The sequence below is a fragment of the Faecalicatena contorta genome (assembly GCF_003149105.1).
Taxonomy (GTDB): domain Bacteria; phylum Bacillota; class Clostridia; order Lachnospirales; family Lachnospiraceae; genus Muricomes; species Muricomes contortus_C.
Window position 1 is genome coordinate 44,072 of sequence record NZ_QGDS01000007.1, and the last position, 14,559, is coordinate 58,630.

The window sequence follows — 14,559 nt, forward strand, 5'->3', positions numbered from 1 at the left end:
TGCATTATTTCTAAAAATCTATTATTGTTAAGGCACATATAAAAAGAGAGTGACTTGTAAAGGAGTGATAACAATGAAAATTACGATAAGCAAGAGCTTTCTAAGTGGATACGCAAGAGCACTAAACTTAAGCGGTACAAAAGAATGGCCTAATCTTTCTGACGATAAAATGAAAGATTATAGGGCACTGAGGAGCGATTGGGAAGATGTCGGAAATTCAATCAGGAGAGAAACAAGAAATCTCAGAAAAGCTTGAGATTGAGTTAGAAGATGAACAACAAATTGAACAACAAATTGAACAAGTGGTTTCCAGAGTAATTAGGAGTGAATTCAGCGGTCCAATTCCACCACCAAGTATAATTCAAGGTTATGAAGAAGTATTACCAGGTTCAGCCGACAGGATATTGGGGATGGCGGAGAAACAGTCTAGTCATAGACAAGAGTTGGAAACCATGATGGTTAAAGCGGAGTCTAGGGATAGCTTACTTGGAGTGGTGTTTGCGTTTGCATTAGGATTCAGTTGTATTATCGCGGGTGTCGTTATCGTTATACTAGTTCCAAAGAATTCAGGAGCTATTTCGGCATCAATACTCGGAATGACAGGAATCGGTTCTATTATTGCTACATTCCTAAAGAGTACACGTGGTAACTATACCAAGGGCAGCATAGATAAAAAGAGTGATCAGGTATCCGAATAGGGTACCTTTTCTATTGTAAAATACAATAGGGTTTGCTATAATCTTCTTGCAGGGAACGGCATAGGCTTGCCCTCTCTGCACCCCAAAAGGCCCCGGAGTGTAACAGTTCCGGGGCGATATTGTATCATCTTGGCGTGTTGCATGTCGTGTTGCATAGCATTCTATAATGCGGTATTTTGGTATTAGATTGCGGGAAACAGTCTCGCATAAAAGAATCACTCAGGCCCAGTAAATACAAGGAAAAATAAAAAAGCTGCAACCCATAAGGATTACAGCTTTTATGCGGAAGAAGAGACTTGAACTCTCACAGGATAACTCCCACTAGAACCTGAATCTAGCGCGTCTGCCATTCCGCCACTTCCGCTCGACAACTGATATCATATCATAAGACCCCTATCTTTGTAAAGCCCTAAACTTATTTTTTTTGTAAAAAAATGTTACAATTTTGTTACGGCATTTTCTCAATTAATTCTTGACAAATAGGGTCAATATGATATACTTTGATAATCAAACTATTTTAATGCAAAGATACTTTAAAACAAAATTAAACATGGAGATAGAATATGATTGGAAGGATATGCGGAACTGGCTCATATGTGCCGGCTCATTTTCTGGATAATAATGACTTGGCAAAGATTGTGGATACAAATGATGAATGGATTCGGGAGCGTACAGGAGTTGTAAGAAGACATATTATCGAAGATGAGACGATGGTTTCTATGGCAGTGACCGCTTCAAAACGTGCTTTGGAAAACAGTGGTGTTGCTCCAGAAGAACTGGATTTGATTTTAGTTTCCACCTTTACTTCTGAGGTATTGCTTCCCTGTGCTGCCTGTGAAGTGCAGCGGGAAATCGGGGCGGTAAATGCGACAGGATTTGATTTGAATGCTGCGTGTACAGGATTCGTATTTGCTTATAACACGGCGCAGGCATATATTGCTTCCGGTATGTACCGGACCGTGCTGGTGATTGGCTCGGAAAGTTTATCTAATATGGTGAACTGGGAAGACCGGGGAACCTGCATTCTCTTTGGTGATGGTGCAGGGGCTGTGGTACTGAAGGCCGGGGAGGGAACGCCATACCAGCCGGTAACTTATTCAGATGGAGGCAAAGGGAGTGCCCTGACTTGTATGAGCAGGCACCGGAAAGGCTGGATATCGGGGGCCGAAGATTTAGATTCTTATATGAAGATGGACGGACAGGCGGTGTTTAAGTTTGCTGTAAAGCAGGTGCCAGAGGTGATACTGGAAGTTTTAGAAAAGGTAGATATTCCATTGGAGGATATCGACTATTTTATTTTGCATCAGGCTAATAAAAGAATCATTGAAGCTGTGGCAAAGCGTCTGAAGCAGAATATCGACAAATTCCCTATGAATCTGGACGAATATGGGAATACTTCTTCAGCCAGCATTCCCATTCTTTTAGATGAGATGAACCGCGAAGGTTTGTTTCAACGAGGGCAAAAACTGGTATTGGCAGGATTTGGGGCAGGGCTTTCATGGGGAGCTGCCTGTCTGGAGTGGTAACGGGTAATTCCCGGTTAGACCGGATTACACAATAAAAAGAAAAAAGAACAGGAAAGGAATTTAAAATCATGTTAGAAAAAGTAAAAGAAATCGTAGCAGAATCCTTAGGAGCAGAAATTGGAACACTTACAGAGGCAACTTCTTTTAAAGAAGATCTGGCAGCAGATTCTTTAGATTTATTTGAAGTAGTTATGGCATTTGAGGAAGAGTTTGGCGTGGAGATTCCATCCGAGGACCTGGAGCAGATTGCTACTATTGGAGATGTAATTAAATATCTGGAAGAACATAAATAGAGAAAAACGTAATAGAAAGGTTGTTAGTATGAAGACAAAAGTAACCGAAATTTTAGAAATTGAATATCCAATTATCCAGGGTGGAATGGCATGGGTTGCTGAATATCATCTTGCAGCCGCCGTATCAGAAGCAGGCGGGCTTGGATTGATTGGGGCGGCAAGCGCGCCTGCCGACTGGGTACGGGAACAGATTAAATCAGCGAAAAAGCTGACAAATAAACCTTTTGGTGTAAATATTATGTTGATGAGTCCTTATGCGGACGAAGTAGCGAAAATAATCGTGGAGGAAGGCGTAAAGGTAGTAACGACCGGCGCAGGTTCTCCGGAAAAATATATGAAGATGTGGAAAGAAGCAGGAGTAAAAGTAATTCCTGTTGTTGCTTCTGTGGCACTTGCAAAGCGTATGGAACGCTGCGGTGCAGACGCTGTAGTAGCGGAAGGGACAGAGGCCGGCGGACATATCGGTGAAAATACAACTTTTGTTTTGGTGCCTCAGATTGTGGATGCAGTGAGTATCCCGGTTATTGCCGCAGGCGGTATTGCTGACGGCAGAGGAGTTGCGGCAGCATTTATGCTTGGTGCTCAGGCTGTACAGTTGGGCACTCATTTTGTGGTTACGAACGAGTCTATTGTTCATGAAAATTATAAACAATGTGTTCTGAAAGCAAGAGATATTGATTCCAGAGTTACAGGGCGTTCTACAGGGCATCCGGTGCGTGCATTGCGCAACCAGATGACAAAGCTCTATCTGCAGAGGGAGCAGGAGGGCGCTAGTTTTGAAGAGCTTGAGCTTCTGACACTGGGAGGGCTTAGAAAAGCCGTGGTGGAAGGAGACATTGTAAATGGCAGTGTAATGGCAGGTCAGATAGCCGGAATGGTGAAAGAAGAATTATCCTGTCAGAATCTAATTCAAAAGCTGGTGAAAGAGACAGACAGCCTAATTGGAGGAAAAGGATTCTATGAGTAAGATTGCATTTATATTTCCCGGGCAGGGCGCACAGAAAGCCGGAATGGGAAAAGATTTTTATGAAAATAGTGAAACAGCGGCGAAGCTCTATAACAGAGCATCTGAGCTGCTGAATATAGATATGAAAGAGCTGTGCTTTGAAAAAAATGATTTATTGGATCAGACAGAATACACTCAGGCAGCACTTGTTGTCACTTGTCTGGCTATGGCAAGGCTTTTGGAGGAAAAAGGGCTGAGGCCGGATGTGACGGCAGGCTTGAGCCTGGGCGAGTATGCTGCCATAGCTGTGGCTGGGGGAATGGATGATCTGGATGCAGTGCTGGCTGTCAGAAAGCGCGGTATTTTGATGCAGACGGCAGTTCCGGGCGGAAAAGGCTCTATGGCAGCGGTGCTTGGGCTGGAAGCAGAGAAAATTGAAGAAGTACTTTCAGATATAGAAGGAGCCAGCATTGCCAATTATAACTGTCCGGGGCAGATTGTAATTACCGGATGGAAGGAAAGTGTAGACCAGGCCGGGACGGCTCTGAAAGAGGCTGGTGCCAAGCGGGTATTGCCTCTGAATGTAAGCGGACCATTTCACTCTCCAATGCTTAATGAAGCAGGAAAGAAGCTGGGGGAGGTTTTAGATAAGATAGAATTGCATACGCTGAACCTTCCTTATGTTACGAATGTCACAGCAGATTATGTGAATGATATTTCAGAAGTAAAGGAGCTGCTTACAAAACAGGTAACCTCCTCCGTGCGCTGGCAGCAAAGTGTGGAGAATATGATTGAAGACGGCATGGATGTATTCGTTGAAGTAGGTCCGGGGAAAACACTTGCAGGATTTATGAAGAAAATTAACAGGGACGTCAAAGTTTATAACGTGGAAACTTGGGAAGATGTAGATAAGGTGGTTAGTGAGTTATGTTAGAAGGAAAAGTAGCAGTAGTTACAGGCGCATCCAGAGGGATCGGAAGAGCCGTCGCTCTGAAGCTGGCGAAAGACGGTGCGGTGGTTGTGATTAATTACAACGGCTCCAAAGAGAAGGCAGAGGAAGCAAAAGCAGAAATTGAGCAGGCCGGAGGGAAAGCGGAACTATTCCAGTGTGATGTTTCTGACTTTCATGCGTGTGAAAGTTTTCTGGGAGATGTCATCGGGAAGTTTGGCCGGATTGATATTCTTGTAAACAATGCAGGAATTACAAGAGACGGCCTTCTAATGAAAATGTCAGAAGAAGATTTTGACAGCGTTTTAAATACAAATCTGAAAGGTACATTTAACTGTATCCGGTTTGCTGCAAGGCAGATGATAAAGCAAAGAGGCGGACGCATTATCAACCTTTCTTCCGTATCAGGAGTTTTGGGAAATGCGGGGCAGGCAAATTATTCAGCTTCAAAAGCAGGTGTGATTGGACTTACAAAATCAGCGGCAAGAGAGCTGGCATCCAGAGGTGTGACGGTAAATGCCATTGCACCGGGATTTATTCATACAGAAATGACAGAAGTGCTTTCCGATAAAGTGAAGGAAAGTGCAGCAGCAGGAATTCCGCTGGGCCGCTTTGGCGAAACGGAAGATATTGCAGAGGCGGTTGCATTTCTGGCTTCGGAGAAAGCTGGATACATTACAGGGCAGATACTGTGTGTAGATGGCGGAATGGCGATGTAAAAGAGAGCAATATAGGAGATGAATATGAAGAAAAGAGTTGTAGTAACTGGAATGGGAGCAGTGACTCCAATCGGTAATTCAGTAGAGGAGTTTTGGAATGGAATCCGGGAAGGTAAAGTCGGAATCGGACCAATTACCAAATTTGATGCATCTGAATATAAAGTGCAGATTGCGGCAGAAGTAAAAGACTTTGTAGCAAAAGAGCATATGGACTTTAAAGCAGCAAAACGTATGGAGTTATTTTCCCAGTATGCAGTTGCTGCAGCAAAAGAAGCATTTTTGGATGCAGGAATTGACATGGAAAAGGAAGACCCTTACCGGGCAGGTGTGATTGTAGGTTCCGGAATTGGAAGTTTGCAGATTGTAGAAGAGAATTACACGAAAATCGTGGAAAAAGGGCCCAGTAGAGTGAATCCGCTGATGGTTCCGCTGATGATATCTAACATGGCAGCAGGAAACGTATCCATTCAGCTTGGGCTGAAAGGAAAGTGTACAAATGTGGTGACAGCCTGTGCTTCAGGAACCAACTGTATCGGTGATGCATTCCGTGCAATCCAGTATGATGATGCAGATATTATAGTGGCAGGGGGGACGGAAAGCTGTATCTGCCCTACCGGAGTGGCAGGATTTTCAGGATTAACCGCACTTTCCGCATCTTCAGATCCTATGAGGGCATCCATACCATTTGATAAGGACAGAAGTGGCTTTGTGCTTGGAGAAGGTGCCGGAATTGTCGTGCTGGAAGAGCTGGAACATGCAAAAGCCAGAGGTGCAAAAATCTATGCAGAACTGGTTGGCTATGGTTCTACCGGAGATGCATACCATGTCACCTCCCCTCAGGAAGACGGAGGAGGGGCTGGAATGGCAATGAAAATAGCAATGAAAGAAGCAGGAGTATCACCGGAGCAGATTGATTATATCAATGCACACGGAACCAGCACCCATCATAACGATTTATTTGAGACAAGAGCCGTTAAATATGCATTGGGAGAAGCGGCTAAGGATGTTGTTATAAATTCCACGAAATCTATGATAGGGCATCTGCTGGGTGCGGCAGGCGGTGCAGAATTTATTGTGTGTGTGAAAAGTATCCAGGACGGATATATCCATCAGACAATGGGAACCATCGAAACCGATGAAGAGTGTGACTTGAACTATGCAATCGGTGCGCCGGTAGAAAAAGATATAAACTATGTGCTGACGAATTCTCTCGGATTCGGCGGACATAATGCAACCTTATTAGTAAAAAAGTATGAAGGATAGGGTAGGGCCATGAAAATAGAGCAAATATTACAATTGGTAGAATCAGTATCCAGTTCCACATTAACGGAATTCAAATATGAAGAAGACGGTGTAAAGCTATCACTGAAAAAAACAACAGAGGGCCAATTCCAGACAGTGCCTGTGATACAAACTCAGGCAGTGCAAGCAGTGCAGCCAGTGCAGGCAATTCCAACGGAAACAGGAGAGACACCGGCAGCAGATAAAGTCATCGACGGAAAAGTAATGAAATCTCCTCTGGTAGGAACATTTTATGCAGCACCCTCCGAGAACGCAGAACCATTTGTTAAAGTAGGGGACAGCGTAAAAGAGGGGCAGGTACTTGCAATCGTGGAGGCCATGAAACTGATGAACGAAATAGACAGCGATTTCTCCGGCATTGTGGCAGAAATACTGGTAGAAAACGGAGCACCCGTAGAATACGGGCAGCCATTGTTTGTGATAAAAGGGGTCTAAAAGGGGTCTGACCCTTTTGAAAAGGGACTGACCCTTTTGCGGGCCATTTTCCGAGTTTTTCAGAAAGTAGGTTAAATATGAACAAATTAGACATAAATCAGATTCAGGAAATCATTCCTCACAGGCACCCGTTTCTCCTGGTGGATTATATTGAAGATTACGAGCCGGGACAGTATGCGGTGGGATATAAATGTGTGACCTACAGAGAAGATTTCTTCAAAGGTCATTTTCCGGGGCATCCGGTTATGCCCGGTGTGCTTACATTGGAAGCGCTGGCGCAGGTTGGTGCGGTGGCAATTTTGAGCATGGAGCAGAACAAAGGGAAGATTGCTTATTTTGGCGGTGTCCAGAAATGCAAATTCAAAGGAATGGTATGTCCTGGAGACAAATTGAAGCTGGAAACAACAATTATCAAGTGTAAAGGACCTGTGGGAGTTGGTCAGGCAACTGCATCTGTAGATGGTAAGGTCGTAGTCAGCGCAGAGCTGACATTCATGGTAGGAAATTAAGGAGATGTGCGGGGTATGATTGAAAAGGTATTGATTGCAAACAGAGGAGAAATCGCTGTGCGTATTATCCGGGCATGCAGGGAAATGGGAATAGAAACTGTTGCTGTTTATTCGGAGGCGGACAAAGAAGCTCTGCATACACAACTGGCCGACGAGGCAATTTGCATTGGTCCGGCACCGTCCTCAGAGAGCTATCTGAGTATGGAGCGCATCATAAGTGCAACACTGGTATCCGGCGCAGATGCGATTCATCCGGGATTCGGATTCTTGTCAGAAAACAGCAAATTTGCAGAATTATGCGAACAGTGCAATATTACGTTTATCGGACCTGATTCCAGTGTAATCCGCAAGATGGGTAATAAGCAGGAAGCGAGAAACACGATGGTGGCTGCCAATGTACCTGTAATTCCGGGAAGCAAAGAGCCTGTTTATGATGCAGCAGCCGGTGCTGAGACTGCTGAAAAAATCGGATACCCTGTCATCGTAAAAGCAGCGCTTGGAGGCGGGGGAAAAGGAATGCGTGTGGCAGAGACCGCTGAAGAGTTTGAAAACAGTTTTAATACGGCCCAAAAGGAAACTAAAATGGCCTTTGGTGACGACACCATGTATATTGAACATTTCGTCCAGCATCCAAGACATATAGAATTCCAGATTCTCGCAGATAAGCACGGTAATGTAATACATTTGGGAGAACGGGATTGTTCCGTTCAGAGAAACCATCAGAAAATGATTGAAGAGTCTCCTTCAGTTGCTCTGTCGGAAGAAATGAGGGTAAAAATGGGAGAAGCGGCTGTGAAGGCTGCAAAGGCTGCGAATTATTCAAACGCCGGAACTATAGAATTTCTGTTGGAGAAGAATGGAAACTTTTACTTTATGGAAATGAATACAAGGATTCAGGTAGAGCATCCGGTAACAGAGTGGGTGACAGGAATTGACTTAATCAAAGAACAAATCAGCATCGCAGACGGAAGAAAATTAAACTACACCCAGGAAGATGTAAAAATAACCGGTCATGCCATAGAATGCCGTATCAATGCAGAAAATCCGAAAAAGAATTTCCGCCCTTCCCCTGGAACCATTACAGATATGTACCTTCCGGGAGGAAAAGGCGTACGTATTGATTCCGCTATCTACAGTGGCTATACGGTAACACCGTATTATGATTCCATGCTGGCAAAGCTGATTGTACACGCAAAAAACCGGAAAGAAGCAATCCGGAAAATGCGCAGCGCACTTGGCGAGGTCATCATAGAAGGAATTGATACCAATGTAGATTATCAATATGAAATACTGCATCACCCGGATTTTGAATCGGGAGATATAGATATAGAATTTATAGAAAGATTATAAAGAAGTTTTGGCAGTGATGATTTAAGAATATTCTGAAAATGGAGCGCAAAAGGGTCAGTCCCTTTTGAAAGGGGTCTGTCCCCTTTGAAAAGTCCCCCCTTTGAACGTCCTCCCCGAACAAGAAGTTAGGAGTTATCATTATGAAGTTACAGAATATGTTTAAAAAGACGAAAAGGAAGAATTACATTTCTCTAAAGGAGTCCAAACCTGAGGTTCCCGACGGGCTTCTCAGTAAATGTAATAAGTGCGGCTCAGCCATTATGACAGAGGATGTTAAGAATGGTTTCTATATCTGTCCGAAATGCCAGGGTTACTTTCGTATCCACGCTTACCGGAGGATTGAAATGCTGGCAGATGAGGGTTCTTTTGAGGAATGGGACAAAGGGTTTGTGACTAGAAATCCTCTGAATTTTAAAGGATATGAGGAGAAGCTTGAGGCATTACAGGAGAAGACCGGGCTGGAGGAGGCCATTGTTACAGGGAAAATCAAGATTGACGGCAAGCCTGCGGTAATTGGTGTGTGCGACGGCCGTTTTCTGATGGCAAGCATGGGTGAAGTAGTAGGAGAAAAGATTGTCTGTGCTGTAGAACGTGCCATAGAGGAAAAGCTTCCGGTCATTTTATTTGCCTGTTCGGGAGGCGCGAGGATGCAGGAAGGGATTATATCCCTGATGCAGATGGCAAAAACTTCCGCGGCTCTGAAACGTCACAGTGATGCAGGACTTCTTTATATTTCTGTTCTGACGGACCCGACCACAGGCGGCGTGACTGCAAGCTTTGCCATGCTGGGAGATATTATTCTGGCGGAGCCAAATGCACTTATCGGTTTTGCAGGGCCCAGAGTCATAGAACAGACTATCGGAGAAAAGCTCCCGAAAGGATTCCAGCGCTCGGAGTTCTTGCTGGAACATGGCTTTATTGATAAAATCGTGGAACGTGAGGACATGAAGGATACTTTGGCACAGATACTGAAATTGCACAGTGAAAATACGCCTGAGCCAAGAGTAGCTTTAAGAGAGGCCCCCGTGCAGAAACTTCAGGAAAGGCCTTGTGCCAGTGCATGGGACCGTGTACAGGTTTCCCGGAGAAAAGACCGTCCGATAGGAAGAGATTATATTGAAAAATTATTTGATGGTTTCATGGAATTTCATGGAGACCGTTATTTTAAGGATGATAAGGCTATTATAGGAGGCACAGCATACTTCCAGGGACGTCCTGTAACTGTCATTGCCCAGGCCAAGGGAAAGACCACCAGGGAAAATATTGAGCGTAACTTTGGAATGCCGTCCCCTGACGGGTACAGAAAAGCTCTTCGTTTGATGAAACAGGCGGAGAAGTTTGGGCGTCCGGTTATCTGCTTCGTAGATACTCCCGGTGCATTTTGCGGCCTGGAAGCTGAAGAAAGAGGGCAGGGAGAGGCCATTGCCAGAAACCTGTTTGAAATGTCAGGACTGAAGGTGCCGGTGTTATCTGTGGTAATTGGTGAAGGTGGCAGCGGCGGTGCTCTGGCGGTTGCGGTTGCAGATGAAGTATGGATGCTGGAAAATTCCATCTATTCTATACTTTCTCCGGAAGGGTTTGCAAGTATCCTGTGGAAGGATAGCAAAAAGGCGAATGAAGCTGCGGAAGTGATGCGGCTGACAGCCGGCGATTTGTTGGAAATGAAAGTGATTGAAAAAGTAATTGCAGAACCGGAGCACTACACTCAGGATAACGTTGAGAACGTCAGTGACGCGCTGGAATTCTATTTAAACGAATTTTTAAATAAGTATGCTGCTCTTTCTGCCAGCGAACTTACAGAGAAACGTTATCAGAGGTTTCGGCGAATATAGAAGTAAAGGAGAGGTTTTTAAGATATGGGTCCATTTAAAGTAGGTGAAAAGACAACTAAAGTACCTCTGATTCAAGGGGGAATGGGAGTGGGAATCAGTCTGGGGAATCTGGCCGGTGCCGTTGCAGCACAAGGCGGTGTGGGAATCATCTCTACCGCACAGATTGGCTTTCGTGAGCCGGATTTTGATAAAAACCCCGTGGAAGCCAACCGCAGGGCTATTCAAAAAGAAATGGATAAAGCACGGAAAATCTCTCCCCAGGGAATTGTCGGCTATAATATCATGACCGCTCTCCGGGAATTTAAACAGCATGTTGAAGCCGCAGTTTTGGCAGGCGCCGACATTATCATTTCAGGGGCCGGCCTGCCTATGGATCTTCCCGCACTTACAGCAGGAAGTCATACCAGGATTGCCCCAATTGTATCCACAGAGAAATCGGCAAATGTACTCCTGAAATACTGGAGCAGAAAGCACCAAAGGACAGCGGATCTGATTGTAATTGAAGGGCCAGAAGCCGGAGGGCATCTTGGATTTAAGCAAGAGGAACTGGAGCTTTATTCTCCGGAAGCATATGATGAAGAAATTAAGAAAATCATAGAAGTTGTCCGGACTTATGAAACAAAATATAATACAAAGATTCCGGTTATCCTTGCCGGAGGAATTTATGACAGCGCAGATGTAAAACATGCTGAGCAATTGGGCGTAGATGGAGTACAGGTTGGTACAAGGTTTATTACGACGGAAGAATGTGATGCTGACATAAAATATAAAGAAGCATATTTAAAGGCAGAGGAAGAAGATATCGCCATTGTAAAAAGTCCCGTAGGCATGCCGGGGCGTGCAATCTTGAATCCTTTCATGAAACGTGTTATGCTAGGAGAAAAGATACCTCATACCCCCTGCCACGGATGCCTGTCAAAATGCAGTCCCAATGAGATCCCGTACTGTATTACGGACAGTCTGATAAATGCTGCAAAAGGAGAGGTAGATCAGGCACTATTGTTCTGCGGGGCCAATGCATACAAGGCTACACGCATGGAAACGGTAAAAGAAGTGGTAGATTCCCTGTTCGACCGAAAGTAATTTAGCGAATCCAGGCGATAGCGCAGGATGAACTTTATTATATTCATATATCTGGCGCAAGTGGGGATGTTTGGAAAGGAGTGCAGCATCTGTGAATGCACATGAAACTATCAATGATATCCTGGTTCATTTGTTTAATGAGATCTGGGAGTTGGAAGCGGAAGCCATTATTACAGAAGAATATAAGGATATCAGCAATAATGACATGCATATCATAGAAGCCATTGGTCCGGGAGTGGACAGCACAATGTCCATGGTAGCTAAGAAGCTCGGTATCACCGCAGGGTCACTTACGACATCTGTTAACAGTCTTGTGAATAAAAAATATGTGGTGCGGGAAAGAAGTGAATCCGACCGCCGGGTAGTTTATATCCGGTTGACACAGAAAGGCAGGAGAGCATTTCTTCACCATAAGGATTTTCATATGCAGATGACAGATGCAGTCATTCAAAGTTTGGATGCAGATGAGATACCGGTTCTTTTGAAAACGTTAAATAGCCTTTCGGAGTTTTTCCGTGGATATCAGGCGAAAAAATGAGGTGTAATACAATTTGCAGCAAGGAAATGTTTATGTTGGAGCCTAATGTTTTAGCAGGAGGGAACAAGTATGAAGACGAAGGAAGCAGCAAAAACAACAGCGAAAGCAATTGAGACAAAAGCCGGACGGGCGAAGGCAATTGAAACGAAAAAGGATACTACAAAAGCAATTGAGACAAGGGCGGCAGTTCTGCAAAATCCTCAGCCTGTGAAAGAGGAAGTTAAGAAACCTGAGGTAAAAAAGGCTGTACAGAAAAAAACGTCTGTAAAGAAGATGGCAGCAAAAAGAGCAGGGAAGACAACAGAGCTGTTTTTGCAGTTTGCCGGGAAAGAGTATACAGAAAAAGAAATTTTTCAGAAGGTAAAAGATGTCTGGACAAAAACCCTGAAAAATAAAGTGGGTGATATGAAAGATGTGAAGATTTACCTGAAGCCGGAAGAGGCAGCAGCATACTATGTAATCAATGGAGATACTACCGGAAAGGTAGATTTATAAAACACATATTTAAATATTGTTTCCAGGCGGCGGCTTTTGATCTTTATTTCAAAGCCGCCGCCTGTATTGTAAAGCAAAGATAAGAAGCTTGGAAAATCTTATGACAGGTGTATTGTTTTATGGTAAAATGAAATTAATAACTCAAAAACCACATAAGGTATTGTAATGGGAGGAGGGCATATTTATGAACTTTGAACAAGATTACATTATGAGAATGATCAAGGCAGCAGCAGCGGCACTGGCAAGAATCATATTTCAAAAATCAAACCCGGAATATGAGCTCCCTGTACAAGGTGAGTATACTGCTGTAGATGATTTATATGAGCGGTTGTTGGGGATGGCAGATGCCGGTCATATCAATGAGGCGGAAAATCTGCTTTACCAGAAATTGGACAGAGCAAATCTGTCATATCTGGAGATAGGAATAGGGTTTTATAATCATCTGAACGGATATGAGGATGGTTTTCTGACTGCCCATGATTACACGCGGGAAGAGATTGGCGATGGAATCAGACGATTGCTGGGGAAATACGGTATGGAAGCTTTGGAAGAATTTGTAGACATTTAAGGGAGAAGAAATGACACGATTAGAACAGCAGATTCAATTTATCAGAGAGGTTGATAAGGTAAAGGACATTTACAGACAGACGTATCTGGCAGACGGGCAGCGAAAGGAAAATGACGCAGAACATTCCTGGCACATTGCACTGATGGCAGTTTTGCTGAAGGAATATGTACCGGAAGTGGATTTGACGAAGGTTATGATTATGCTGCTGATCCATGACCTGGTTGAAATTGATGCAGGAGATACATATGCTTATGATTCTGTGGGAGCAGAGACAAAGCGGGAGAGGGAAATACAGGCTGCTGAGCGTATCTTTGGTATGCTGCCGGAAGACCAGGGAGGCCTTTTCCGGGAATTGTGGGAAGAGTTTGAAGAATATGAAAGTGTTGAGGCAGGATACGCGCATCTGCTGGACAACTTTCAGCCTCTGCTGCTTAATGATGCCTCGGGCGGTAAAAGCTGGGCTGAGCATGGCGTAAGAAAGTCCCAGATTTATAAACGGAATGAGAAGATAGAGGCAACATCAAAAGATGTATGGAAGTGTATGCAGGATATTGTGGAGAAACATATTCAAAAAGGTAATGTGAAAGACTGCTAGTGTACTGGCACATTGATTTTTGGATAAATCATTAAAATAAGGAGGTAAAAAAATGGATTTATTAGAAATGATGAGAACCCGCCGAAGCGTCAGGAAATATACACAAGAGCCGGTCGGTGAGGATAAGCTGGAACAAATACTGGCAGCAGGGCTGTTGTCCGCCTCCAGCCGGGGGATACGTCCCTGGGAGTTTATTGTAGTGAAGAAAAAGGAAACGCTGGAGAAAATGTCAGAGTCAAGAGCAGGCTCCGCAAAAATGCTGGCAGGTGCAGATTGTGCGATTGTGGTGATTGCAGATGCTGAAAAGACAGATGTGTGGACAGAGGATGCATCTATAGCGATGGCAAATATGCATCTGATGGCCCACAGTTTGGGAGTTGGAAGCTGCTGGATACAGGGAAGGCTGAGAGAAGCTCCTGACGGAAGAACAACAGAAGACTATCTGCGCTCTATCCTGGAATACCCGGGAAATTACCGGCTGGAGGCTGTCCTCTCTCTAGGTATGCCGGCGGAACAAAAAGAACCCTTCCAGATGGAAGCATTGCCGATGGAGAAAATCCATAGAGAGCATTTTTAAATATTTATCCAAAGATATACCTTATTGAACATTAGTAGTTCAATAAGTATACCATATTGAATGTTAGCAGCTCAATAAGTATAATTTCTTGAACATTAGCAATTCAAGTAGTATACATTATATGCTCTGCCAGAGTTGCCGGAA

18 protein-coding genes and 1 tRNA gene are annotated in these 14,559 nt (G+C 44.2%); 18 read left to right on the forward strand and 1 reads right to left on the reverse strand.

The window, feature by feature from the left end; translation table 11 throughout:
* The first annotated feature begins 73 nt into the window (after nucleotides 1–73).
* Both A8805_RS21960 and A8805_RS12585 read left to right on the forward strand, forming a co-directional pair.
* On the forward strand, nucleotides 74–256 hold the full coding sequence (locus A8805_RS21960; RefSeq protein WP_146199446.1) for a hypothetical protein: 183 nt from the start codon (nucleotides 74–76) through the stop codon (nucleotides 254–256).
* Entirely contained in the window at nucleotides 207–698 is a 492-nt protein-coding gene (locus A8805_RS12585) for a DUF2335 domain-containing protein (RefSeq protein ID WP_109711670.1), read from the forward strand. The genes A8805_RS21960 and A8805_RS12585 overlap by 50 nt, the downstream gene beginning before the upstream one ends.
* A gap of 281 nt (nucleotides 699–979) precedes the next feature.
* Here A8805_RS12585 and A8805_RS12590 read toward each other — a convergent pair.
* Nucleotides 980–1,062, reverse strand: a tRNA-Leu gene (locus A8805_RS12590).
* Between the two features lie 199 nt (nucleotides 1,063–1,261).
* Between A8805_RS12590 and A8805_RS12595 the strand changes: the two genes are divergently transcribed.
* The 16 genes from A8805_RS12595 to A8805_RS12670 all read left to right on the forward strand — a co-directional run bounded on the left by A8805_RS12595 (nucleotide 1,262) and on the right by A8805_RS12670 (nucleotide 14,415).
* Nucleotides 1,262–2,224 (forward strand): beta-ketoacyl-ACP synthase III, encoded by a 963-nt coding sequence (locus tag A8805_RS12595; RefSeq protein WP_109711672.1) that lies wholly within the window; start codon nucleotides 1,262–1,264, stop codon nucleotides 2,222–2,224.
* Between the two features lie 68 nt (nucleotides 2,225–2,292).
* Nucleotides 2,293–2,517, forward strand: a complete 225-nt coding sequence (locus A8805_RS12600; protein ID WP_109711674.1) for an acyl carrier protein — start codon at nucleotides 2,293–2,295, stop codon at nucleotides 2,515–2,517.
* A 28-nt stretch (nucleotides 2,518–2,545) separates the two neighbouring features.
* Nucleotides 2,546–3,484: an enoyl-[acyl-carrier-protein] reductase FabK gene (gene fabK / locus A8805_RS12605; RefSeq protein WP_109711676.1), complete on the forward strand. Its 939-nt coding sequence runs from the start codon at nucleotides 2,546–2,548 to the stop codon at nucleotides 3,482–3,484.
* A complete protein-coding gene (gene fabD / locus A8805_RS12610; RefSeq protein WP_109711678.1) occupies nucleotides 3,477–4,397 on the forward strand; it encodes an ACP S-malonyltransferase in 921 nt (306 codons plus the stop codon). Before fabK ends, fabD begins: the two co-directional genes overlap by 8 nt.
* A complete protein-coding gene (gene fabG / locus A8805_RS12615; RefSeq protein WP_109711680.1) occupies nucleotides 4,391–5,131 on the forward strand; it encodes a 3-oxoacyl-[acyl-carrier-protein] reductase in 741 nt (246 codons plus the stop codon). The genes fabD and fabG overlap by 7 nt, the downstream gene beginning before the upstream one ends.
* A 24-nt stretch (nucleotides 5,132–5,155) precedes the next feature.
* On the forward strand, nucleotides 5,156–6,394 hold the full coding sequence (gene fabF, locus A8805_RS12620) for a beta-ketoacyl-ACP synthase II (RefSeq protein WP_109711682.1): 1,239 nt from the start codon (nucleotides 5,156–5,158) through the stop codon (nucleotides 6,392–6,394).
* 9 nt (nucleotides 6,395–6,403) lie between these two features.
* Nucleotides 6,404–6,868 carry an acetyl-CoA carboxylase biotin carboxyl carrier protein gene (accB, locus tag A8805_RS12625; protein WP_109711684.1) on the forward strand — a complete coding sequence of 155 codons (465 nt, stop codon included), beginning with the start codon at nucleotides 6,404–6,406 and terminating at the stop codon, nucleotides 6,866–6,868.
* 77 nt (nucleotides 6,869–6,945) lie between these two features.
* The gene (fabZ, locus tag A8805_RS12630; RefSeq protein WP_109711686.1) at nucleotides 6,946–7,377 is read left to right on the forward strand and encodes a 3-hydroxyacyl-ACP dehydratase FabZ; all 432 of its coding nucleotides are present in this window, start codon (nucleotides 6,946–6,948) and stop codon (nucleotides 7,375–7,377) included.
* 15 nt (nucleotides 7,378–7,392) lie between these two features.
* On the forward strand, nucleotides 7,393–8,727 hold the full coding sequence (locus A8805_RS12635; RefSeq protein WP_109711688.1) for an acetyl-CoA carboxylase biotin carboxylase subunit: 1,335 nt from the start codon (nucleotides 7,393–7,395) through the stop codon (nucleotides 8,725–8,727).
* 140 nt (nucleotides 8,728–8,867) lie between these two features.
* Nucleotides 8,868–10,559, forward strand: a complete 1,692-nt coding sequence (locus A8805_RS12640; RefSeq protein WP_109711690.1) for an acetyl-CoA carboxylase carboxyltransferase subunit alpha — start codon at nucleotides 8,868–8,870, stop codon at nucleotides 10,557–10,559.
* A gap of 24 nt (nucleotides 10,560–10,583) precedes the next feature.
* A complete protein-coding gene (locus A8805_RS12645) occupies nucleotides 10,584–11,642 on the forward strand; it encodes an NAD(P)H-dependent flavin oxidoreductase (protein WP_109711692.1) in 1,059 nt (352 codons plus the stop codon).
* A gap of 91 nt (nucleotides 11,643–11,733) precedes the next feature.
* Entirely contained in the window at nucleotides 11,734–12,180 is a 447-nt protein-coding gene (locus tag A8805_RS12650; protein WP_109711694.1) for a MarR family winged helix-turn-helix transcriptional regulator, read from the forward strand.
* A gap of 69 nt (nucleotides 12,181–12,249) precedes the next feature.
* Nucleotides 12,250–12,675, forward strand: coding sequence for a DUF6465 family protein (locus A8805_RS12655; protein ID WP_242992381.1), 426 nt, complete (start codon nucleotides 12,250–12,252; stop codon nucleotides 12,673–12,675).
* A 184-nt stretch (nucleotides 12,676–12,859) separates the two neighbouring features.
* Complete coding sequence (locus A8805_RS12660; RefSeq protein WP_109711696.1) at nucleotides 12,860–13,243, forward strand: DUF6483 family protein; 384 nt, start codon at nucleotides 12,860–12,862, stop codon at nucleotides 13,241–13,243.
* Nucleotides 13,244–13,253: 10 nt separating this feature from the next.
* The gene (locus tag A8805_RS12665) at nucleotides 13,254–13,838 is read left to right on the forward strand and encodes an HD domain-containing protein (protein ID WP_109711698.1); all 585 of its coding nucleotides are present in this window, start codon (nucleotides 13,254–13,256) and stop codon (nucleotides 13,836–13,838) included.
* Nucleotides 13,839–13,890: 52 nt separating this feature from the next.
* Nucleotides 13,891–14,415, forward strand: coding sequence for a nitroreductase family protein (locus tag A8805_RS12670; RefSeq protein WP_109711700.1), 525 nt, complete (start codon nucleotides 13,891–13,893; stop codon nucleotides 14,413–14,415).
* Nucleotides 14,416–14,559 lie beyond the last annotated feature (144 nt).

What these genes read in the sequence shown, in the direction of transcription:
- fabZ (WP_109711686.1), top strand. Translation starts at nt 6,946, where the DNA reads ATGAACAAATTAGACATAAATCAGATTCAGGAAATCATTCCTCACAGG.
- A8805_RS12670 (WP_109711700.1), top strand. Translation starts at nt 13,891, where the DNA reads ATGGATTTATTAGAAATGATGAGAACCCGCCGAAGCGTCAGGAAATAT.
- A8805_RS12595 (WP_109711672.1), top strand. Translation starts at nt 1,262, where the DNA reads ATGATTGGAAGGATATGCGGAACTGGCTCATATGTGCCGGCTCATTTT.
- A8805_RS12660 (WP_109711696.1), top strand. Translation starts at nt 12,860, where the DNA reads ATGAACTTTGAACAAGATTACATTATGAGAATGATCAAGGCAGCAGCA.
- A8805_RS12640 (WP_109711690.1), top strand. Translation starts at nt 8,868, where the DNA reads ATGAAGTTACAGAATATGTTTAAAAAGACGAAAAGGAAGAATTACATT.
- A8805_RS12665 (WP_109711698.1), top strand. Translation starts at nt 13,254, where the DNA reads ATGACACGATTAGAACAGCAGATTCAATTTATCAGAGAGGTTGATAAG.
- A8805_RS12585 (WP_109711670.1), top strand. Translation starts at nt 207, where the DNA reads ATGTCGGAAATTCAATCAGGAGAGAAACAAGAAATCTCAGAAAAGCTT.
- A8805_RS12645 (WP_109711692.1), top strand. Translation starts at nt 10,584, where the DNA reads ATGGGTCCATTTAAAGTAGGTGAAAAGACAACTAAAGTACCTCTGATT.
- fabK (WP_109711676.1), top strand. Translation starts at nt 2,546, where the DNA reads ATGAAGACAAAAGTAACCGAAATTTTAGAAATTGAATATCCAATTATC.
- A8805_RS12600 (WP_109711674.1), top strand. Translation starts at nt 2,293, where the DNA reads ATGTTAGAAAAAGTAAAAGAAATCGTAGCAGAATCCTTAGGAGCAGAA.
- fabF (WP_109711682.1), top strand. Translation starts at nt 5,156, where the DNA reads ATGAAGAAAAGAGTTGTAGTAACTGGAATGGGAGCAGTGACTCCAATC.
- accB (WP_109711684.1), top strand. Translation starts at nt 6,404, where the DNA reads ATGAAAATAGAGCAAATATTACAATTGGTAGAATCAGTATCCAGTTCC.
- fabD (WP_109711678.1), top strand. Translation starts at nt 3,477, where the DNA reads ATGAGTAAGATTGCATTTATATTTCCCGGGCAGGGCGCACAGAAAGCC.
- fabG (WP_109711680.1), top strand. Translation starts at nt 4,391, where the DNA reads ATGTTAGAAGGAAAAGTAGCAGTAGTTACAGGCGCATCCAGAGGGATC.
- A8805_RS12635 (WP_109711688.1), top strand. Translation starts at nt 7,393, where the DNA reads ATGATTGAAAAGGTATTGATTGCAAACAGAGGAGAAATCGCTGTGCGT.
- A8805_RS21960 (WP_146199446.1), top strand. Translation starts at nt 74, where the DNA reads ATGAAAATTACGATAAGCAAGAGCTTTCTAAGTGGATACGCAAGAGCA.
- A8805_RS12655 (WP_242992381.1), top strand. Translation starts at nt 12,250, where the DNA reads ATGAAGACGAAGGAAGCAGCAAAAACAACAGCGAAAGCAATTGAGACA.